Source organism: Neisseria polysaccharea, assembly GCF_963392925.1.
GTDB lineage: Bacteria > Pseudomonadota > Gammaproteobacteria > Burkholderiales > Neisseriaceae > Neisseria > Neisseria polysaccharea.
On record NZ_CAUJNZ010000012.1, the window covers coordinates 36,380 to 55,219 of the forward strand.

20 protein-coding genes are annotated in these 18,840 nt (G+C 53.6%); 4 read left to right on the plus strand and 16 right to left on the minus strand.

The features are described from left to right. Positions 1–3 precede the first annotated feature (3 nt). The 5 genes from RDY34_RS08315 to rpmE all read right to left on the minus strand — a co-directional run bounded on the left by RDY34_RS08315 (position 4) and on the right by rpmE (position 4,309). The gene (locus RDY34_RS08315) at positions 4–396 is read right to left on the minus strand and encodes a ClpXP protease specificity-enhancing factor (protein ID WP_002241990.1); all 393 of its coding nucleotides are present in this window, start codon (positions 394–396) and stop codon (positions 4–6) included. A gap of 71 nt (positions 397–467) precedes the next feature. Beyond that, positions 468–1,073, minus strand: a complete 606-nt coding sequence (locus RDY34_RS08320) for a glutathione S-transferase N-terminal domain-containing protein (RefSeq protein ID WP_003750963.1) — start codon at positions 1,071–1,073, stop codon at positions 468–470. A 254-nt stretch (positions 1,074–1,327) separates the two neighbouring features. Beyond that, on the minus strand, positions 1,328–3,004 hold the full coding sequence (locus RDY34_RS08325; protein WP_308074516.1) for an ArnT family glycosyltransferase: 1,677 nt from the start codon (positions 3,002–3,004) through the stop codon (positions 1,328–1,330). Between the two features lie 145 nt (positions 3,005–3,149). Then, positions 3,150–3,779: a CadD family cadmium resistance transporter gene (locus tag RDY34_RS08330; protein WP_308074496.1), complete on the minus strand. Its 630-nt coding sequence runs from the start codon at positions 3,777–3,779 to the stop codon at positions 3,150–3,152. Between the two features lie 314 nt (positions 3,780–4,093). Beyond that, the gene (gene rpmE / locus RDY34_RS08335; RefSeq protein ID WP_003713538.1) at positions 4,094–4,309 is read right to left on the minus strand and encodes a 50S ribosomal protein L31; all 216 of its coding nucleotides are present in this window, start codon (positions 4,307–4,309) and stop codon (positions 4,094–4,096) included. A 135-nt stretch (positions 4,310–4,444) separates the two neighbouring features. Here rpmE and RDY34_RS08340 point away from each other — a divergent pair, with 135 nt between their 5' ends. Next, a complete protein-coding gene (locus tag RDY34_RS08340) occupies positions 4,445–4,960 on the plus strand; it encodes an acyltransferase (RefSeq protein WP_308075188.1) in 516 nt (171 codons plus the stop codon). 224 nt (positions 4,961–5,184) lie between these two features. On the opposite strand, the gene RDY34_RS08345 is transcribed toward RDY34_RS08340, so the two are convergent. The 9 genes from RDY34_RS08345 to RDY34_RS08385 all read right to left on the minus strand — a co-directional run bounded on the left by RDY34_RS08345 (position 5,185) and on the right by RDY34_RS08385 (position 10,499). Further along, positions 5,185–5,673, minus strand: a complete 489-nt coding sequence (locus RDY34_RS08345; protein WP_003750949.1) for a peroxiredoxin family protein — start codon at positions 5,671–5,673, stop codon at positions 5,185–5,187. Next, complete coding sequence (locus tag RDY34_RS08350) at positions 5,670–6,053, minus strand: acyl-CoA thioesterase (protein ID WP_003750947.1); 384 nt, start codon at positions 6,051–6,053, stop codon at positions 5,670–5,672. The genes RDY34_RS08345 and RDY34_RS08350 overlap by 4 nt, the downstream gene beginning before the upstream one ends. Further along, positions 6,053–6,415 (minus strand): hypothetical protein, encoded by a 363-nt coding sequence (locus tag RDY34_RS08355; RefSeq protein WP_002229974.1) that lies wholly within the window; start codon positions 6,413–6,415, stop codon positions 6,053–6,055. Before RDY34_RS08355 ends, RDY34_RS08350 begins: the two co-directional genes overlap by 1 nt. Positions 6,416–6,539: 124 nt before the next feature. Beyond that, a complete protein-coding gene (locus RDY34_RS08360; protein WP_003750944.1) occupies positions 6,540–7,367 on the minus strand; it encodes an MlaA family lipoprotein in 828 nt (275 codons plus the stop codon). Next, on the minus strand, positions 7,364–7,642 hold the full coding sequence (locus RDY34_RS08365) for an STAS domain-containing protein (protein ID WP_025456702.1): 279 nt from the start codon (positions 7,640–7,642) through the stop codon (positions 7,364–7,366). The genes RDY34_RS08360 and RDY34_RS08365 overlap by 4 nt, the downstream gene beginning before the upstream one ends. A gap of 56 nt (positions 7,643–7,698) precedes the next feature. Continuing rightward, entirely contained in the window at positions 7,699–8,289 is a 591-nt protein-coding gene (locus RDY34_RS08370) for an MlaC/ttg2D family ABC transporter substrate-binding protein (protein WP_308074494.1), read from the minus strand. A 36-nt stretch (positions 8,290–8,325) separates the two neighbouring features. Continuing rightward, entirely contained in the window at positions 8,326–8,823 is a 498-nt protein-coding gene (gene mlaD / locus RDY34_RS08375; RefSeq protein ID WP_308074493.1) for an outer membrane lipid asymmetry maintenance protein MlaD, read from the minus strand. Positions 8,824–8,874: 51 nt separating this feature from the next. Then, positions 8,875–9,651: a lipid asymmetry maintenance ABC transporter permease subunit MlaE gene (mlaE, locus tag RDY34_RS08380; RefSeq protein WP_304676486.1), complete on the minus strand. Its 777-nt coding sequence runs from the start codon at positions 9,649–9,651 to the stop codon at positions 8,875–8,877. A gap of 47 nt (positions 9,652–9,698) precedes the next feature. After that, a complete protein-coding gene (locus RDY34_RS08385) occupies positions 9,699–10,499 on the minus strand; it encodes an ABC transporter ATP-binding protein (protein WP_071197968.1) in 801 nt (266 codons plus the stop codon). Positions 10,500–10,671: 172 nt separating this feature from the next. Between RDY34_RS08385 and RDY34_RS08390 the strand changes: the two genes are divergently transcribed. Together RDY34_RS08390 and aldA are read left to right on the plus strand one after the other, a co-directional pair. Further along, the gene (locus RDY34_RS08390) at positions 10,672–11,589 is read left to right on the plus strand and encodes a helix-turn-helix transcriptional regulator (RefSeq protein ID WP_308074492.1); all 918 of its coding nucleotides are present in this window, start codon (positions 10,672–10,674) and stop codon (positions 11,587–11,589) included. Positions 11,590–11,696: 107 nt separating this feature from the next. Beyond that, positions 11,697–13,139, plus strand: coding sequence for an aldehyde dehydrogenase (gene aldA, locus RDY34_RS08395; RefSeq protein ID WP_002219886.1), 1,443 nt, complete (start codon positions 11,697–11,699; stop codon positions 13,137–13,139). Between the two features lie 81 nt (positions 13,140–13,220). Here aldA and ppk2 read toward each other — a convergent pair whose 3' ends face one another. Next, a complete protein-coding gene (gene ppk2, locus RDY34_RS08400; protein WP_118792395.1) occupies positions 13,221–14,150 on the minus strand; it encodes a polyphosphate kinase 2 in 930 nt (309 codons plus the stop codon). A gap of 168 nt (positions 14,151–14,318) precedes the next feature. Here ppk2 and RDY34_RS08405 point away from each other — a divergent pair, with 168 nt between their 5' ends. Then, complete coding sequence (locus RDY34_RS08405) at positions 14,319–16,205, plus strand: bifunctional chorismate-binding protein/class IV aminotransferase (RefSeq protein ID WP_308184532.1); 1,887 nt, start codon at positions 14,319–14,321, stop codon at positions 16,203–16,205. A 60-nt stretch (positions 16,206–16,265) separates the two neighbouring features. On the opposite strand, the gene RDY34_RS08410 is transcribed toward RDY34_RS08405, so the two are convergent. Then, positions 16,266–17,783, minus strand: a complete 1,518-nt coding sequence (locus RDY34_RS08410) for a surface lipoprotein assembly modifier (protein WP_308184533.1) — start codon at positions 17,781–17,783, stop codon at positions 16,266–16,268. Between the last annotated feature and the right edge of the window lie 1,057 nt (positions 17,784–18,840).

Consider the following 18,840-nt stretch of genomic DNA (forward strand, 5'->3'; position numbering starts at 1 on the left):
GATTTATTTGACCAATTTCAAGCCTTTTTTGGCGGGTCGGGGCGCGGTTTCGGCAGAGGTGTTTTCAGGCGGCGTATCGGGGCGGTACTTCTCCAATTCAAACCCCATACCTTCACCGGTCTCCCGTGCGAAAAGGCTGAGGACGTGTCCGACAGGTATCCATATATCGTGCGCCTGCCCGCCGAAACGGGCGGAAAAACTGATCCAATCGTTGTCGATTTGAAGGTTTTGCGTGGCGGTCGCACCGATGTTGAGCATAATTTCGTTGTCGCGGACGTACTGCATGGGGACGCGCGTGTGTTCGTTGACCCAGACAAGGATGTGCGGTGTGAGGCTGTTGTCGCTGCACCATTCGCAAAGTGCGCGGAGAATATAGGGTTTGGTTGAGGTGGGCATAATGGGTTCCGTGTGGTGTGCCTGAATGTGAAAATGCCTGCAAAACGGTGGGTTTTGCAAGCATTCCGGGCTTATTTGCGCATGGCTTTTTCGGCGGGTGTCAGTGCTTCGATAAAGGCTTCGCGCTGGAAGATGCGCTCGGCGTATTTGAGCAGCGGCGCGGCACTTTTGCCCAGTTTGACATCGTAGTGGTCGAGCCGCCACAGCAGCGGGGCCAGGGCGACATCAATCATAGAAAAATCTTCGCCGAGGATGTATTTGCTTTTGCTGAACGAAGGGGCAAGCATGGTCAGACCGTTGCCGATGGCTTCGCGCGCTTTTGCCTGTTCCTTGTTGGTAGCGGCGGGGTTTTCCAAAACTTGGGCGTGGTTGAACAATTCTTTTTCCATACGGTACAGCACCAGCCGGCCCCTGCCGCGCATAACGGGATCGCCGGGCATAAGCTGCGGATGGGGGAAGCGTTCGTCAATGTATTCGTTGATGATGTTGGACTCGTGCAGCACCAAATCGCGCTCGACCAGCACGGGGACTTGGTTATACGGGTTCATGACGGCGAGGTCTTCGGGCTTATTGTAAATATCGACGTCTTTGATTTCAAAATCCATACCTTTTTCGTACAAAACGAAGCGGCAGCGGTGGCTGAAGGGGCAGGTAATGCCGGAATAGAGGGTCATCATAATAATTGTCGCTCCTGTGTGATGCCTGCAAAACGGCTGATTTATAGTGGATTAACAAAAACCAGTACGGCGTTGCCTCGCCTTAGCTCAAAGAGAACGATTCTCTAAGGTGCTGAAGCACCAAGTGAATCGGTTCCGTACTATTTGTACTGTCTGCGGCTTCGTCGCCTTGTCCTGATTTTTGTTAATCCACTATATAAAGGTTTAATCGCGCAATTATACGCAATTTCCGGCACTTAATCCAGAAACTCGGTTCAATCTGTTGTTTTTAATATATTTTCCCCGATTTTCCGTATCAGTGCGAACTTGCTGTCTTTGTTGCGCGGGCGCGCACCCTGCCAGACCGTCTGCCAGCCTTGCGGCGCATCCGCATTTTGGGGCAGGCGGACGATGCGGTAGCGGCATTGTACATCGCCGACGCGGTGCGGCAATGTGCCGTACTGCGTCCAAACAATCCGCGTGTGCAGGTCGCCGCTGTCTATGCCGATACACTCGATGCCGTCTGAAAGCCCCCGTTTTAATTCCGGGGAAAGCGATGCCTCCATACTCCGGACGACGGGCGCGTGGCTTTTCGCCGCGTCCAGCCACGGCAGGAACAGCGTCATCAGCAAAGCCCAGGTCAGGGTAACGCCTGCCGCCCAGTTGGTAACCGCCTGCCTGCCGCGTATGTTTTTGCGGGTAATCGCCCACAGCCACAAGGGTGTGAACAGTACGGCAACCGCCATCGGAATGGGATCGATGTCGGGAACGTAATACGGGCTGAAGTAGGCGGCGCGTTCGGCAAGCTTGGCGGGCCAGCCGTAATTCATGGCGAAAAAGCCCGTCCACAGGAACACGGCAAACAGTCCGAACGCCATAATGCCGAACCAGTTGACAAACGCCGCCGCACCGCGCCTCAGGCTGTCCAGTTGCGCCGCGCCGAACAGGGCAAGCGGCGGCAGCAGCCAAACGAGATTGTCCTGAAAACGCTGCGGATTGGCGGCAAGCAGCACCAAAACGGCAAGCATCCAGACAATGCCCAAAATCCCCCAGTCGGTCGAAAACAGGCGCGTTCGGCATACCGTCCAAACCGCCAGCGGCAGCGCAGGCAATGCAAACCAAAGCAGGTTTTTCAGATAGTAAAACAAACTGAATGCCGTCTGAACGTGCCGCACGCCGCCGAACGTACCGAAAACGTGATAGTCGAGCCATTGCGCGAACAGCGCGGGCTGCGTTTTTGCCAAGAGCAGCGGGTAAACGGTCATCAGCGGCAGGGCAAAGGCAAGCGAGGCGACTGCCGTCAACATCAAACGCCTGCTTTGCCACGGACGGAAAAACATCAGCACGGGCAAGGGCAGCATCAGGGCAAATGCTGCCGGATAAGCTGCTGCCAACGACATTAGCGTCCAACCCGTACCGAGCAAGAAAGAGGCGGCAATCACGCGCCGGCGTGCCAGCGAGTAGCCGTGCAGCACCAGTCCGGCGGCGGCAAAGGCGGCTGCTGCGGGATTGAGAAAATGGGCAACCGGAATCAGCCCGATACAGCCGATGAGAATCAGAACGACGCTGCGCCCGTGGTGTCTGCCCAAAAAGTTGAAGCCAGCAAAGCCGCAGGAAGTCAGCCCGACAACGGCAAAAAACACGCCTGCAAAGCGTGCGGCATCGTATGGGTCGGCAGCCCACGGCGACAGCAAATGTTTGAACGCGGCGGCAACCCAAAGATAAACGGGCGGTATGCCGAAATCAGTTTGACCGAACAGATGGGCAACCAAGGGGGTGGGGCTGCCTGCCAGTGCTTCGACGGCGGTATAGACGGCAGGTTCGGCAGGATTCCACAAATCGCGGGAAAACACGCCGGGCCACAGCCAGGCAAACGCCATCAGCATCAGCAGCCACGGTTTTTCGTGGGTTTTGGCGGGCGGGCGGGCATCGGGCGGGGTATAGGTCAGCATAAGCGTGAGAAAAAATGGACGGATTGCCAAGTGTAGCAAATATTCGCACAAAGGTCGTGCAGAGACTGCTTCAGACGGCATCAGACAAAAAAAGACCGGCAACAAAAAAGACTGCACGGGGCAGTCTTTGCAGATACTATCTTTTTCATAATATTTTTTCCTGACCCGACACAGTCCATAGCATATCAAAACTGTTGTTTTCAATCAGGATATATATCCCCAATCCCAAATAAACAACGGCAACAAACCATCTGCTATATTTTTCCAAAGTTTCTCCGACAGAAGGGACTTGTGCCAATTTTTGGGCAGAAAAAACCAAGAGATAAATCATGACTAGAAAGGTAAGTAAAGCCACTATTAAATTCGCTAAATTTAAGGTAGTAAAATATGGGACAAAGACACCAATATTGTCAGCGCCACAACTTGCAAAAGTAATCATAGCGACTAGAAAAATCAGGTTTTTATTATCTTTGCGCAAACCCTCTTTGGCAATAGACTCTCCATCAGAATCTCCTAAAAGCAAAACTTTGATGCCTAGGAAAATTGGAATAAAGCCGAGCAAACCTAAAATCTCTTTACTAGGAATATAATCTAAGACAAATGCAAAAAGCAAACTTAGCAATATCAGACTAACAGAGCCTAGAAATTGTCCTAAATAGATGTTAATGATGTCTTTTCTGCTTTTTCTTTTGGCAAAAAATAACATTAGGATAATAAGTAAGTCTACGGCTGTCCCAGAATACAGGATTATTGAAGTAACAACATTTTGAATCATAAAACATCTCATTCAAATATATTTTTGAATGTATTCAAACATTAAACTTTGTAGATGTCAACTTCAACCCCGTCAAAATATAGTGGATTAACAAAAACCAGTACGGCGTTGCCTCGCCTTCGCTCAAAGAGAACGATTCTTTAGGGTGCTGAAGCACCAAGTGAATCGGTTCCGTACTATCTGTACTGTCTGCGGCTTCGTCGCCTTGTCCTGATTTTTGTTAATCCACTATATAGATAAGAAGTCAGTGTGCCAAATATTAAAAAGCCCTGCCATCGAAATGATGGCAGGGCTTAATTCTTGCAAAGCGGCAATCAGCGTTTGAACAGGTTGCCGAATTTGTTGTTAAATTTGTCCACGCGGCCGGTGGTATCGACGATTTTTTGGGTGCCGGTGTAGAACGGGTGGCACAGGGAGCAAACCTCGATATTGAAGTTTTCTTTTTCCATCGCGGATTTGGTTACGAATTTGTTGCCGCAGGAGCAGGTAACGTTAACTTCGTGGTAGTTCGGGTGAATACCTTGTTTCATTTGATTTCCTTTCAAAAAAGCGGGCATAGGGGATGTACCTATGCTACAGACAAGTCCGACATTCTCTCTATTTTCTGTTGTTACGTCAAGAGTATATTCGATAAAATGCAAAAAGGTTACTCTGAAGGAGGTTTTATGAGGGTGAAGTTTTTTTCCCTGCTGCTGCGCTTCGCCGGTTCCCTATTGCCGCCGTCTCATATGCGCGGCATCGGCATCATCGGCAAAAGCGTACGCGTATTTCTGGCACGGCAGGTTTCTCCGCATATCGGACGCGGGGTCAATATCGAACGCGGTGCCTATGTGTTCCCGGATACGGTTTTGGGCGATGGTTCCGGTATCGGGGTAAACTGTGAAATCTGCCGTGGTTTGACAATCGGCAGGAATGTGATGATGGGGCCGGAATGTCTGTTTTATTCAAGCAACCACAAGTTTGACCGTGAAAACAAACGTTTTGAGGGCTACACGGAAATCCGTCCGATTACGTTGGAGGACGATGTCTGGCTGGGGCGCAGGGTGATTGTGATGGCTGGCGTAACCATCGGGCGTGGTTCGGTTGTCGGTGCAGGTTCCGTAGTAACGAAAGACATTCCGCCCTACTCTTTGGCGGCAGGCAATCCGGCAGTGGTGAAAAAGAATCTGCTGGATGATTAAATGCCGTCTGAACGTGTCGAGGCGGATAATCTATAGTGGATTAACAAAAATCAGGACAAGGCGACGAAGCCGCAGACAGTACAAATGATTTACTTGGTGCTTCAGCACCTTAGAGAATCGTTCTCTTTGAGCTAAGGCGAGGCAACGCTGTACTGGTTTTTGTTAATCCACTATAAAAAAACAGGAACATCGTTCCTGCTTTTTTTGCGCTTCAGACGGCATCGCTATTGTGCTAGCGCGGTATCGATTTCTTGGTAGAGTTTGCCGAAATCGGGTTCGCCAACATAGGTTTTGAGGATTTCGCCTTTTTTGCCGATAAGGACGGAAGTTGGATAAACCTGTGTGCCGAACGCCTGTCCGACGGCTTTATCCGCATCATACATGACGGTAAACGGCAAACCGTAGTCTTTGACATATTGGCGGACGCTTTCTATCGGATCGATAGGTTGTGCAACGGCGAGGACTTGGAAGTTTTTGTTTTTATAGTCATTTGCCGTTTTAATCACTTTGGGCATTTCGCTCACACAACCGGGACAGGAGGGAAACCAAAAATTAATCAGGGTTACTTTGCCTTGCAGGTCGGCGTTGGAAACAGTTTTGCCGTTCATATCGGGCAGCGAAAATGCGGGAGCGGTTTTGCTGTCGGGAATCAGAACGGCGGCAATAAGGATACCGACCAATACGACGGCGGCGGCAGTGAGTATTTTTTTCATTCGGACAAGTCTTCCAATGCGTGTGCGAGTGTAACGGGGAGGCTGACGGTACGCTGTGTTTTTGCGCTGACCGGCATCAGGGTGATATCGGCTTCGGCTGCAGTTTTTCCGTTCGGCAGCGTAATGGTTTGGGTCAATACGATACGGCGCGTGCCGGGGGTTTTCAGACGGCATGAAAACTGCAATACGTCGCCTTCGACGGCGGGGCGGCTGTAACGGATATCGATGCGGGCAACAATGAGCATGAGGTTTGACAATTCATGCAGCAGTCCGCGCTCCTCGAAAAACGCCCAACGCGCTTCCTCGAGGAATTCGAGGTAGCGCGCATTGTTGACATGGCCGTAACCGTCGAGATGGTAATTGCGGACGGTCAGCTTCATCAGTTCAGGTTAATGGGTTGGAAAGCTTCGCGGGCAAGCGGTTCGTGTTCGAGGTCGGTGATGACGGTAGAAAGCTGGATGTCGAACCATTCGTTGAAAATGTCGGCATCGAGCGCGGGCCACTCGCGCTCGTCTTCGCACCAGTCGGCAAGTTCGGCGGCGAAAATATCTTCGAAACGCGCTTCGATTTCATCCCATACTTCGTCGGCAGTTTCGCACGGGCGGACAAGGTAGGAATTGGCATCGGCTTGGATGTCTTCGAGGGTCAGTCCGTCGAGGTGGTTGCCCGGCAGGGTTTGCAGCCAGTTCCAGAAGGGTTCTAAGGGGATGAGGACGAATACGCTGCGGTTGACTTCGTACATGGTTTTTCCTTTGCTGTCGCGCGGTATGTGCAAAAAAGGGATTATAGCCCAATCTGTGGTTTCGGACTGTCCGTTCCGACGAAAGGGAATGCCGTCTGAACACGGATTTTCAGACGGCATGGCTTTAGGGTTGTGTTCCAAGTTGCGTTTCGGCTTCCCCTGCTGCTTCTGCCTGTGTTTCGGATACGGAATCTTCTTGAACGGCAGTTTCCGCCGCACCGGTTTCGGAACTTTCGACCAATTCGTCGATGTCGATGTTATCTTCCGTACCTTCAGCAGGTGTTGCACCGGTCTGCCGCGCACGGACTTTCATATAGAGGTCGCGCGTGTAGCTGTATTTGTCGATGGCGGCTTCGTCCAGACTGTCGGTCAAATCGAGCAGGCCTTCGCGCGTACTGACGGCGGAGGCGGCAGCCGTGCCCCAACGCCCGGCGGGGGTGCGGAAGACGATATTCTTGGGCGGGTAAACGGAGGTAATGCCCGTGCCGAGCGCGTCGCGGACGGTGGACGGCCCTAAGACGGGCAGCACGAAATAATTGCTGTTTTTCCATCCCCACGAGGCAAACGTGTCGCCCAAGGTGTTTTTATTGTCGGGAACGCCGCCCGCGCCGGCGATGTCGATCAGTCCGCCCAAACCGAAAGTGGTGTTGATGCCGACACGGACAAGGTCTTCGCTTGCGCGTTTGATATCCAAGCGCAAGATATTGCTGCCGAAGCTGACCACGTCGCGCAGGTTGTTAAAAAAATTGGACACGCCGGCGCGGACGGGTTTCGGCGCAACTTTGCGGTAGCCGCGCGCGGCAGGGGCAAAAATGTAGCGGTCGGCCCGGTCGTTAAACCTGCTGACGGCGCGGTTGTAGCCTTCATACGGGTCGGCGGGGCGGGTTTCTGCAAATGCAGGGGCGGAAGCGAACCCGATCAGCAGGAGGGCGGCGTAGGCGGTTTTTTTCATGATTTCAACCAGTCTTTGATTTCGTACAGTTCGGACAGCGCACGCACGGATTCGGGAATGCCGGTCAGCCTGACGCTGCCTTTGCAGCCGCGCAGCACTTCGAGCAGCAGCGACACGCAGGCGGAATCGGCACGTTTGACACCGCCGAAATCGACGGCAATGGTTTCTTTCAGACGGCATTGTTGCCGGAAACGCTCAAATGCGTCCCTAGTCAGGGTTTTGACAGTGATGTCGCCGCCGATGTGCAGTGTTCCGTTGTTGAGTTCTGTATGCATAGTGTTCGGTAGGAAAAAATCCATGCCGCCTTCAGACTGGCGGCATGGCTTATGGATTACTTGCTGCCGTTTTTAGCCTTCAACTCGGCAATCAGTCCGTCCACGCCTTTCGCTTTGATGATTTCGCCGAATTGGTTGCGGTACACGGTAACCAGGCTCGCGCCTTCGATGGCGACGTTGTAGGCACGGTATTTGCCGCCGCTTTGGTAGGTGGTGAAGTCCATATTGACGGGCTTCTGACCGGGGATGCCGACTTCGGCGCGGACGACGATTTCCTTGCCGCCTTTATTGACGATGGGATTGTCTTTGACGTTGACGGTCGCGTTTTTGAATTTCAGCATCGTGCCGGAATAAGTGCGGATCAGCAGGGTTTGAAATTCTTTGGTCAACTCTTGTTTTTGCGTGTCAGACGCAGTACGCCAAGGGTTGCCGACCGCCAGTGCGGTCATGCGTTGGAAATCGAAATAAGGGGTTGCGTATGCTTCGGCTTTTTGGCGGGCGGTGTTGGCATCGCCGTTTTTTAAGATGCTCAATACTTGAGTGGCATTTTGACGGATTTGGTTTACTGCGTCGGCAGGGGCGGCAACCGCCATGCTGATGCTCAAGATGCCGATGCTCAGTGCGCTGATGAAAGAGGTTTTTTTCATGATTAAGTGTCCTAGTTTGAATATGATGGTGTACGTTTATTCGGTGGCTTTTGCCGTATCGTCGCCGCCCGCCGCGTTTTTCTCGGCGAAGCTGGTCATGAATTTACCGATTAGGTTTTCCAGAACCATGGCGGAGCTGGTAACGGAAATAGTATCGCCTGCGGCAAGATTCTCGGTGTCGCCGCCTTGTTGCAGGCCGATATATTGTTCGCCCAACAGGCCGGAAGTCAGGATTTGTGCAGAAACGTCGCTACTGAACTGATATTTGCTGTCCAAATCGAGGCGGACCTTCGCCTGATAGGATTTCGGGTCAAGCTCGATGGAACCAACGCGTCCGACCAATACGCCTGCGGATTTGATCGGCGCATTTGCCTTCAAACCGCCGATGTCGCTGAAATCGGCATATACGGTATAAGTCTTGCCGGAATTGCCGAACGCCGCGCCGCCCGCCACGCGGAAAGCGAGAAAGGCAACCGCCGCCACGCCGAGCAGGACAAACAGTCCGACCCAAAATTCCAATACATTCTTTTTCATTAAAGTTCCTTGAATATTCAAATGTTTTTTGTTTCGTTTTCAGACGGCCTGTTAATCTGTAAACATCCACGCGGTCAACACAAAGTCAATCGCCAAAATCGTCAGGGCGGACGAAACCACCGTGCGCGTGCTGGCGCGCAAAATGCCTTCCGAAGTCGGCACGCAGTGAAAGCCCTGATGTACGGCAATCAGTGTTACCGCCATGCCGAACGCAGCGGATTTAATCAGACCGTTGATTACATCGTAATGTATCGTGATGTTGTTCTGCATTTGCGACCAGAAAATACCGCTGTCCAAGCCCAGCCAGGTTACACCGACCAAATACGCGCCGAAAATGCCCGCCACGTTGAAAATCGAAGCCAAAAGCGGCATGGAAAACACGCCCGCCCAAAAGCGCGGCGCAACCACGCGGGCGACAGGGTTTACCGCCATCACGTTCATCGCCTCGAGCTGTTCGGTCGTTTTCATCAAACCGATTTCGCTGGTCATCGCACCGCCCGCACTGCTGGCAAACAAAATCGCTGCCAATACCGGACCCAGCTCGCGCAACAGCGAAGCCGCGACCATATAGCCCAAAATATCGGCGGATTTGAATTTTGCCAGCTGCGTATAGCCCTGCAAACCCAAGACCATGCCGACAAACAGCCCTGAAACGGCAACAATCAACACCGACAGCACGCCGGCAAAATACACTTGGCGCACGCTCAGGCGCGGACGGACGAAAGCCGTACCGGACTTCGCCAGAATGTTCAGCAGAAACAGCGTAATACTGCCGAGGGATTGAATAAAGCCGAGGGTTTTTGCCCCGACGGAACGGATAAAATTCATAAATTTCTATATGTAAAGTTCAACGGTTTCAGACGGCATCAACTCATTTATCCCAACAGGTCCTGATGCAACGACGTTTGCGCCGGATAACGGTATGCTACGGGGCCGTCTGCCAGCCCGCCGACAAACTGGCGCACCCAAGGCGAATCCAGTTCGCGCATTTCCTGCGGTGAGCCGGAGAACATAATTTCGCCGTGCGCCAAGAAAATCACCTGATCGACGATTTCCAAAGATTTTTCAATGTCGTGCGTTACCATAATACTGGTCGAACGCAAAGCCTTGTTGACGCGGCTGATCAAGTGGGCAATCACACCCAAGGAAATCGGATCGAGGCCGGTAAACGGCTCGTCGTACAACATAATTTCAGGGTCGAGCGCAATCGTGCGGGCAAGCGCGACGCGGCGCGACATCCCACCGGACAACTCGGACGGCATCAGGTTTTCCACGCCGCGCAGACCGACCGCGTTCAGTTTCAACAAAACCAAATCTCGAATCACCGCTTCCGGCAGCTGCGTCAGTTCGCGCATCGGAAAAGCAATATTGTCAAATACAGACAAATCGGTAAACAGCGCGCCGTGTTGGAACAATACGCCCATACGGCGGCGGTGTTCATACAACTCGTCAGCCGAAAAGCCCGCCAAATCCCGTCCTTCAATCAAAACCTGCCCGGACTGCGGACGAATCTGTCCTGTAATCAGTCGCATCAGCGTGGTTTTGCCGCTGCCCGAACCGCCCATTACGGCAGCAAAATTGCCTTGCGGAATACTGAAATTGATGTCGTTCAGAATCGGGCGGTCGCCATACGCAAAGGCGACGTCTTTCATTTCGATAAAGGGGGATGGGCTCATGTACGGGCGGACGGTAGGTTTGACGGCGTGCATTTTAAGGCTTATCGGGAAGATGGGCAATTTTCAGACGGCATACGGGCGGCAGGTGTTGTGAAAATGCCGTTGTCGGCGGCGGATTGTTTGCTGTGGCGAAAAATGTTATCTTTCAAATGATAACCTTTATCAGAAAACTATGGAAAAAGCAGAACATTTGAACAGCAGCCGGTTCGTCAATCTGGTCAAAAGCGGCGGCGGCAGCTATGTGGAAGGCGGCTACCGTTTCGATACTTTGTCCAACGGCATTTCCATCCACGGCGGTACGGTAACGGCACGGTGCGATTTTTGCAGCAGCCGCCTCGCCGAACCTTATGTGTCGTTCGTGCTGTTGCTGGAAGGCTCTTTGGACTTCGGCATCAACCGGAGCCGCTTCCAAATCGATGCGGACGGCGGCAAGGTCATCCTGATTTCAGTCGGGGAAGAAGTCCTGTTCAGCCGCTATCTTTATCGCGGCGGCAAAACGGTCAAAATGACAATTAAAGGTATGGAGCAATGGCTGCTGCGTCCGGAGTATGCGGGTTTTACACCCCTGCTTTACCGCGAACCGGTCAGAATATGGGATTTGTCCCCAAATCTGCGCGGCTTGGCGGCATCTTGCCTGCAACCTGCCCCAAGAGGGCATTTGGGCGAAACATTGCGCCGCGAGGCAGACGTTTTGCGGCTGCTGTCGGATTTGTGGGACACGGTTTCAGACGGCATTGGGACGGCGGCAGGAGAAACGGCGGAAGCAGACGCTATGCCGTCTGAAGACTTCAGCCGCACCCTGAATGCCGCGTTTGCCGGCGGCGCACACCAAGTCAACCGGCTGACAGACGCGCTGAACATCAGCGAAAGGACGCTGCAACGCCGTATGCGCGACCATTTCGGCATTACCGCAAGCGAGTGGCTGCACCACAAACAAATGCAGCACGCGCTCTATCTGTTGCAAAACGGGGGCAAAAGCATAGGCGAAACCGCATATTTATGCGGCTACCGCCACGTTTCCAGCTTTACTCAGGCATTCAGGCAATATTTCGGCAGCACGCCTGCGGAAACCAAAAAAGAAAACCGGTAAGCCGCATTTGATTTCAAACCCGAAATCCGCGTGTAAAGAAACTTGTACGGTAATTTATTTGGGAATAAACTAAAACTACATCTGACTACAAAACTGGAGAACCCGAAATGAAACAATTGGCCATGTACATCAACGGACGCTTTGAAAACGATTTCAACGGCGAATGGCGCGACGTATTGAACCCGTCCACCGAAGAAACCATCGCCCGCGAACCCAAAGGCGGCAAAGCGGACGTTGACCGAGCCGTGGCGGCGGCACGCGCGGCGCAACCGGCTTGGGAACGTCTGCCTGCGGTCGAACGCGGCGCGTATTTGCGCAAAATCGCCCAAGGCATACGCGAACGTGCCGACGAGCTGACCGACACCATCGTTGCCGAAGGTGGCAAAACCAAAGACTTGGCACGCGTGGAAGTCATGTTTACCGCCGACTATCTCGATTACCAGGCCGAATGGGCGCGCCGTTACGAAGGCGAAATCATCCAAAGCGACCGCCCGCGTGAAAATATTTTATTGTTCAAACGTCCGCTGGGCGTAATCGCCGGCATTTTGCCGTGGAACTTCCCCTTCTTCCTGATTGCCCGCAAAATGGGCCCCGCCTTGGTAACGGGCAACACTATCGTCGTCAAACCCAGCAGCGTAACTCCGATCAACTGCCACATCTTCGCCGAAATCGTCGATGCGGTCGGATTGCCCGCAGGCGTGTTCAACGTGGTGAACGGTCCGGGTGCGGAAATCGGTAATGCCTTGTCTGCCCATCCGCAAGTCGATATGGTCAGCCTGACCGGCTCCGTCGAAGCAGGCCGCCAAGTGATGGAAGCCGCTTCCGCCAACATTACCAAAGTTTCGCTGGAACTCGGCGGCAAAGCGCCTGCCATCGTTTTGAAAGACGCGGATTTGGACTTGGCAGTGAAATCCATCTTGGCTTCGCGCGTCGGCAACACCGGTCAAATCTGCAACTGCGCCGAGCGCGTTTATGTCCACAGCAGCCTGAAAGACGCGTTCATTGAAAAAATGACCGCCGCGATGAAAGGCGTACGCTACGGCAACCCTGCCGAAGCCGAAGCAGGCGCGTTGGAAATGGGCCCGCTGATTGAAGAGCGCGCCGTCAAAGCCGTTGCCGAAAAAGTGGAACGCGCCGTCAAACAAGGTGCGAAATTGGTTTGCGGCGGCAAACGCGCCGAAGGACGCGGCTATTTCTTCGAGCCGACCCTGCTGACCGACACCGACAACAGTATGGACATTATGAAAGAAGAAACCTTCGGCCCCGTGCTGCCCGTTTCCGCTTTTGACACGCTCGACCAAGTCATCGCCTTGGCAAACGATTGCGAGTTTGGCCTGACCAGTTCTGTTTATACGACTAATTTAAACGAAGCCTTCTACGTCACCCGCCGCCTGCAATTCGGCGAAACCTACATCAACCGCGAAAACTTTGAAGCGATGCAGGGTTTCCACGCCGGTTGGAAAAAATCCGGTATCGGCGGCGCGGACGGCAAACACGGTTTGGAAGAATATCTGCAAACCCAAGTCGTTTATCTGGAAACCGACATTTAATGCCGCTTTAAAACCCTGATAGAAAATGCCGTCTGAACCCGTTTTCAGGTTCAGACGGCATTTTTATTGCTTCACCGGCAATCAGTCATGACCGAGGTCGATGTTTTTGTCTTTGTAGCGCGTATCGGGAACAAGAACGATTTTTTCGTCCACTTTGCCGATGGCTTTCACGTCTTTGCCCGGATAGTCAAGCTGATGCAGGAAGTAGCGGATACAGTTCAAACGGGCGCGTTTTTTGTCGTCGGAACGGATGATGACCCAAGGCGCGTCGCCGGTATGGGTGTGGAAGAACATGGCGTTTTTCGCTTCGGTGTAGTCGTCCCAGCGGTCGAGCGACTGGATATCCACGGGGGAAAGTTTCCAGTGTTTCAGGGGGTCGTCGCGGCGGGAGATGAAGCGGCGTAGTTGTTCTTCACGGGATACGGAGAACCAGAATTTAAACAGATGGATGCCGCTGGCAACGAGCATACGCTCTAATTCGGGGGTTTGGCGCATAAAGAGCATATATTCGTTGGGTTCGCAGAAGCCCATCACGCGTTCCACGCCGGCGCGGTTGTACCACGAGCGGTCGAAGAATACCATTTCGCCCGCAGTCGGCAGATTTTGGATGTAGCGTTGGAAATACCATTGTCCGCGTTCGGTATCAGTCGGTTTTTCCAAAGCGACCACGCGCGCGCCGCGCGGGTTTAAATGTTCCATAAAGCGTTTGATCGTGCCGCCCTTGCCTGCCGCGTCGCGGCCTTCAAACAGGCTGACGATGCGCTGGCCGGAGTCTTTGACCCAGCTTTGCACTTTCAGCAATTCGATTTGCAGTTTGGCTTTTTCGGCTTCGTAGGCGGCGCGGCGCATACGTTTGCGGTAGGGGTAGTTTTCGGGCAGCGGGGCAGTGCCGGAATCTTCGGCAGAACCTTTGCCTTCGTGTTCCAAAACAGCTTTTTCAAATACTTGGAGCTGGTCTTGCTTTTCGCCCAATTCTACGTTTTCAAACGGTTGCAGCTGGTGGTCTGCCATAAAGGCCTCCTTGGTTGTGTTCAGGTTGGAAAACAAAATCTGTTTTCACAATTTTACACCTTCGCCCCCGCTTTCTCTACATAAAATTACATTTTGCCCGAATTTGCCCCGCCGTCTGAAAATCCGTGTAAAAGGGGCGTATAATCAAAACATTTGCCCCGGATTGCTATGTCCTATTTCACCCTGTTTGACGATGCCGTAAGCGGCCGCGCAAAACTCTGTCAAAATCATGTGGAAAGCCGTTTTTTCCATTATAAGGAACTGGATTTGCTGGACGATACGCTGCAAAAGGGCTGGCAAAAAGGGCTGCATGCCGTGTTGTTTGCAGACTACGGATTCGGTTTGCCGCTGACGGGGGTTGAGTCCGAGCGCGGCGGCAATCTTGCCCTGCACTGGTTTGCCGACTGCGCCGACATCGATGCCGAAAGCTGGCTTGCCCAACATTCAGACGGCCTCCCCGCCGGCATTTCCACGCCGCAATCCTCCGTATCCGAAGCCGATTACCTCGACCATATCCGCCAAATCCACGAAGCCATCCGGCGCGGCGACACCTATCAAATCAACTACACCACCCGCCTGCACCTGCAAGCCTACGGCAATCCCGTCAAACTTTACCAACGCCTGCGCCAGCCCGTCCCCTATGCCGTCTTGTCCCACCTGCCCGATGCGGAGGGGCAATCCGCGTGGACGCTGTGTTTCTCGCCCGAACTCTTCCTCAACATCGCTTCAGACGGCATCGTCGCCACCGAACCGATGAAAGGCACCGCGCCGATTTTGAACGACGGACAAGACGAACGCCGCGCCGCCGAGTTGCAAGCAGACCCGAAAAACCGCGCCGAAAACGTGATGATTGTCGATTTGCTGCGCAACGACCTCGGCAAAATCGCCCAAACCGGCACAGTATGCGTACCCGAACCGTTTAAAGTATCGCGTTTCGGCAGCGTTTGGCAGATGACCAGCACCATCCAAGCGCAAGCCCTGCCGCACACCTCGTTCGCCGACATCCTCCGCGCCGCCTTCCCCTGCGGCAGCATCACCGGCGCGCCCAAAAAAATGAGTATGCAGATTATCGAAACACTCGAAACCGAAGCACGCGGACTTTATACGGGCAGCATCGGCTATTTGAACCCGTGTTCCGGCGGCTTGGGGTTTGAAGGCATATTCAACGTCGTTATCCGCACCCTGTCGCTCAAACCCGCTTCAAACCCGGCTTCAGACGGCATTGTTTCAGGCATCGGCGGTCCGGATTCAAACGCGCAAGCCCGAACGGCAGGGCAAGGCGGGGCAACGCCGTATCCGTTTGACTCCAATCCGCCGTATCGGGGCGTGTACGGTGTCGGTTCCGGCATCGTCATCGACAGCGACCCCGCTGCCGAATATCGCGAATGCGGCTGGAAAGCCCGATTCCTCAACGAACTGCGCCCCGATTTCGGCATTTTTGAAACCCTGCGCGCGGAAAACAGGCAATGCGCCCTGCTCGACCGCCACCTATGCCGTCTGAAAGCCGCCGCGCGCGCCCTCAACCTGCCCCTGCCCGACGGCTGCGAAAATCAAATCAAACAATACATCGCCGACTTGCCCGACGGCGCGTTCCGCATCAAAGCCCTGCTCGCTTCAGACGGCATCAGCCTGTCCCGCGCCGTTTTAAACCGTCTGACCGACAAACAGCGCGTCATCATTTCGCCGACCATCCTGCCCGCACAAAACTACCTGCGCCGCTTCAAAACCACACACCGCGCCCTCTTCGACCAAGCGTGGCAAACCGCCGAAACACAAGGCGCGTTCGACAGCCTGTTTTTCAATTCGGACGGCATCCTGCTCGAAGGCGGCAGAAGCAACGTGTTCGTCAAACATCGCGGACAATGGCTCACGCCCTCTTTAGATTTGGACATTTTAAACGGCGTGATGCGCCAAGCCGTATTGGACGAACCGAAAAAATATTTGCACACAAATCAAGTGATTGAAACACACATCACACAAAAAACACTGCAAGAAGCCGAAGAAATCCGCCTCTCCAACGCCCTGCGCGGCGTATTTGCCGCCGCCCTTGCCTGAACGCGCAAAAATGCCGTCCGAACCTGTTTTCACAAGGTTCGGACGGCATTATCCCACCATTCAAAACCGCCAATCCGCCGACACAAACACCTCGCTGTTGCGGCGTTTCGCATACGGCACATTGCTTTCCGTCCTGCCGAAACGATAATTCAACGCGGGCACGATACCTTTGTACGACAACTTGTCGTGGCTCAAAGCCAGCGAGACATTCCATTCGCGGTTACGCTGCGCCTCCGTCGAAAATGCCGCAATGCCTTTGTAGTTGCGGTGGGCGTAAGACGCGGCAATCCGGCTGTTCAAACCGCCCAACTGCCGCCACTCCTGCGCCCAACCGATATGGACGGCGTTGCGGCGGTAGGCGGCATTGTTGACCGCGCCGCCCACCGTTTCGCGTTTCGGCACAAACCGCACAAACTGCCAGCCGCCGAACACAGTTGCCGATTCGCCCAAACGTTTTGCCGACGAAACATAAAACCCGTCCTGCCTGCCGTTATTGTATTCCGCCCTATCCTGTTCGCGGTAGCGTTGGCGGTAATGTTCCAGCGCGACCGAAAATTGCCATCCCGGGTTTGGGCGGTAAGAATGCGCCAACTGCACACCCGCCCCGTGCGCCAGCATATACGGCGCAAGCCGGCGGTTGTTTACCCGTTTTGTTTTCGCATCAAAGCCGTCGCTGCCCGACAACTGCACCTGATAAAACGGCAAAACCCCCACCGTCTGCCGCACATTTTTATACTGCCAACCCAAATACGCCCTGCCGAAAGCATCGTCATAAGCCGATTTGCGGCTGAAATAATAGCTCGTGCCGCCGATATTGGAACGGAACAACAAATAATGATTATCCGCCAACGCCGTCAGCTTTTCCGCCTCGATTTCATAATTCAACCCTGCCGCCCGTTCCGCCCTGCTGACACTGCATATCTGCCCGCTTCCGTTTTGCCGGCAATACTGCGGCGCGGCATTATTGGCATTTCTATTGACCGCCGGGCTGATGCCGCCCGAAAAACGCCAGCCCGTCAGCCCCTCCGTTTTTTTCCGGAAACGCCCCACATTTTCCAAAACCGGCACCGGCAAATCCAATTTTGCCGCCTCCGCAAAATGCCTTTCTGCCGACTTCAGCCGGAAATCGTCAAACTCCGCCGCCGCCAAATCCAGCAAAATCCGCTCGTCTGCCGCATTATCCCTGTGCAACGCCCGATAGCGCGCCACCGCCTCCGCCGGCCTTCCCGCCAATTTCGCCAGCAAAGCCCGCGCCCTGCCGTACAAAACCGCGTCATAATCCGGCAGCTTGGCATACAAATCCGCCAACGAAGCAATCAAATCCGCCTGATTGCCGTTGAGCGCGTCGCGCAAACTATGTTCCAACATTTTCGGATGCGCCAACAAAAAATCTCCGTCAACCACGCGCGGGGCATCATTTTCAACTTTCCAATCCGATTCCGCCCACTTATCCGACACCGACCGCTGCACCTGCAACAATGCCTTGTCATCCAAAATCGCGGGCGCATCCGCCCCATAGGCGGCAGAAACACCTGCCGCACACCAAACAACCAAAAAGCCGTATCTGAAATACAACATACCCTGTCATTTACCTTTCCGGCAAACACGCCGCCGAAGCACGTCAAACTATCCGAAAAACAGGCAGAAACCCGTGAAAACCGGCTTTGCCGTCTGAAAGCGGGCAGGCAAAAAACCGCCGCCCGATTTTCAAAGGGCGGATTTCACATTTATAGCGGATTAACAAAAATCAGGACAAGGCGACGAAGCCGCAGACAGTACAAACAGTACGAAACCGATTCACTTGGTGCTTCAGCACCTTAGAGAATCGTTCTCTTTGAGCTAAGGCGAGGCAACGCCGTACCGGTTTTTGTTCATCCGCTATATTCCGCCATCTCTAAGATTTACAGCGATACACGGGTGATTTAAGGAATGCCCGAACCGTCATTCCCGCAACTTTTCGTCATTCCCGCGAAAGCGGGAATCTAGAATCTCGGACTTTCAGATAATCTTTGAATATTGCTGTTCTTCTAAGGTCTAGATTCCCGCCTGCGCGGGAATGACGAATCCATCCGCACGGAAACCTGCACCGCGTCATTCCTACGAACCTACATCCCGTCATTCCCACGAAAGTGGGAATCCAGAACGTAAAATCTGAAGAAACCGTTTTATCCGATAAGTTTCCGCACCGACGGGGCTGGATTCCCGCCTGCGCGGGAATGACGGCAGTGCTTCCTTGGCTTAGTTTTATTTTAACCAACTACATAGCGGATTAACAAAAATCAGGACAAGGCGACGAAGCCGCAGACAGTACAAACAGTACGGAACCGATTCACTTGGTGCTTGAGCACCTTAGAGAATCGTTCTCTTTGAGCTGAGGCGAGGCAACGCCGTACCGGTTTTTGTCAATCCGCTATAAAAAACAAAGGCAGAAACACGGCAGACAAACGCAGGCACGTCCGATTTCCGCTCCGCCCCATAAAACAGTTGACATCATATAACATTTAAACTGATAATCAAAACTATTCTTAACACATCATCAAGATTGAGTATGCGATGAAATACAAAGCCCTGTCCTTACTGCCGCTTGCCGCCGCCCTTGCCGCCTGTGCCGGGGGGGGGGGGGGGGGGGGGGGGC

Excerpts from the sequence above, each read along its gene's own strand:
- RDY34_RS08345 (WP_003750949.1), bottom strand. The coding sequence starts at position 5,673 with ATGAAAAAAATACTCACTGCCGCCGCCGTCGTATTGGTCGGTATCCTT.
- RDY34_RS08320 (WP_003750963.1), bottom strand. The coding sequence starts at position 1,073 with ATGATGACCCTCTATTCCGGCATTACCTGCCCCTTCAGCCACCGCTGC.
- RDY34_RS08385 (WP_071197968.1), bottom strand. The coding sequence starts at position 10,499 with ATGAGCCCATCCCCCTTTATCGAAATGAAAGACGTCGCCTTTGCGTAT.
- rpmE (WP_003713538.1), bottom strand. The coding sequence starts at position 4,309 with ATGAAACAAGGTATTCACCCGAACTACCACGAAGTTAACGTTACCTGC.
- RDY34_RS08390 (WP_308074492.1), top strand. The coding sequence starts at position 10,672 with ATGGAAAAAGCAGAACATTTGAACAGCAGCCGGTTCGTCAATCTGGTC.
- RDY34_RS08405 (WP_308184532.1), top strand. The coding sequence starts at position 14,319 with ATGTCCTATTTCACCCTGTTTGACGATGCCGTAAGCGGCCGCGCAAAA.
- RDY34_RS08370 (WP_308074494.1), bottom strand. The coding sequence starts at position 8,289 with ATGAAAAAAACCTCTTTCATCAGCGCACTGAGCATCGGCATCTTGAGC.
- RDY34_RS08330 (WP_308074496.1), bottom strand. The coding sequence starts at position 3,779 with ATGATTCAAAATGTTGTTACTTCAATAATCCTGTATTCTGGGACAGCC.
- aldA (WP_002219886.1), top strand. The coding sequence starts at position 11,697 with ATGAAACAATTGGCCATGTACATCAACGGACGCTTTGAAAACGATTTC.
- RDY34_RS08340 (WP_308075188.1), top strand. The coding sequence starts at position 4,445 with ATGAGGGTGAAGTTTTTTTCCCTGCTGCTGCGCTTCGCCGGTTCCCTA.
- ppk2 (WP_118792395.1), bottom strand. The coding sequence starts at position 14,150 with ATGGCAGACCACCAGCTGCAACCGTTTGAAAACGTAGAATTGGGCGAA.
- RDY34_RS08410 (WP_308184533.1), bottom strand. The coding sequence starts at position 17,783 with ATGTTGTATTTCAGATACGGCTTTTTGGTTGTTTGGTGTGCGGCAGGT.
- mlaE (WP_304676486.1), bottom strand. The coding sequence starts at position 9,651 with ATGAATTTTATCCGTTCCGTCGGGGCAAAAACCCTCGGCTTTATTCAA.
- RDY34_RS08360 (WP_003750944.1), bottom strand. The coding sequence starts at position 7,367 with ATGAAAAAAACCGCCTACGCCGCCCTCCTGCTGATCGGGTTCGCTTCC.
- RDY34_RS08350 (WP_003750947.1), bottom strand. The coding sequence starts at position 6,053 with ATGAAGCTGACCGTCCGCAATTACCATCTCGACGGTTACGGCCATGTC.
- RDY34_RS08315 (WP_002241990.1), bottom strand. The coding sequence starts at position 396 with ATGCCCACCTCAACCAAACCCTATATTCTCCGCGCACTTTGCGAATGG.
- RDY34_RS08355 (WP_002229974.1), bottom strand. The coding sequence starts at position 6,415 with ATGTACGAAGTCAACCGCAGCGTATTCGTCCTCATCCCCTTAGAACCC.
- RDY34_RS08365 (WP_025456702.1), bottom strand. The coding sequence starts at position 7,642 with ATGCATACAGAACTCAACAACGGAACACTGCACATCGGCGGCGACATC.
- mlaD (WP_308074493.1), bottom strand. The coding sequence starts at position 8,823 with ATGAAAAAGAATGTATTGGAATTTTGGGTCGGACTGTTTGTCCTGCTC.
- RDY34_RS08325 (WP_308074516.1), bottom strand. The coding sequence starts at position 3,004 with ATGCTGACCTATACCCCGCCCGATGCCCGCCCGCCCGCCAAAACCCAC.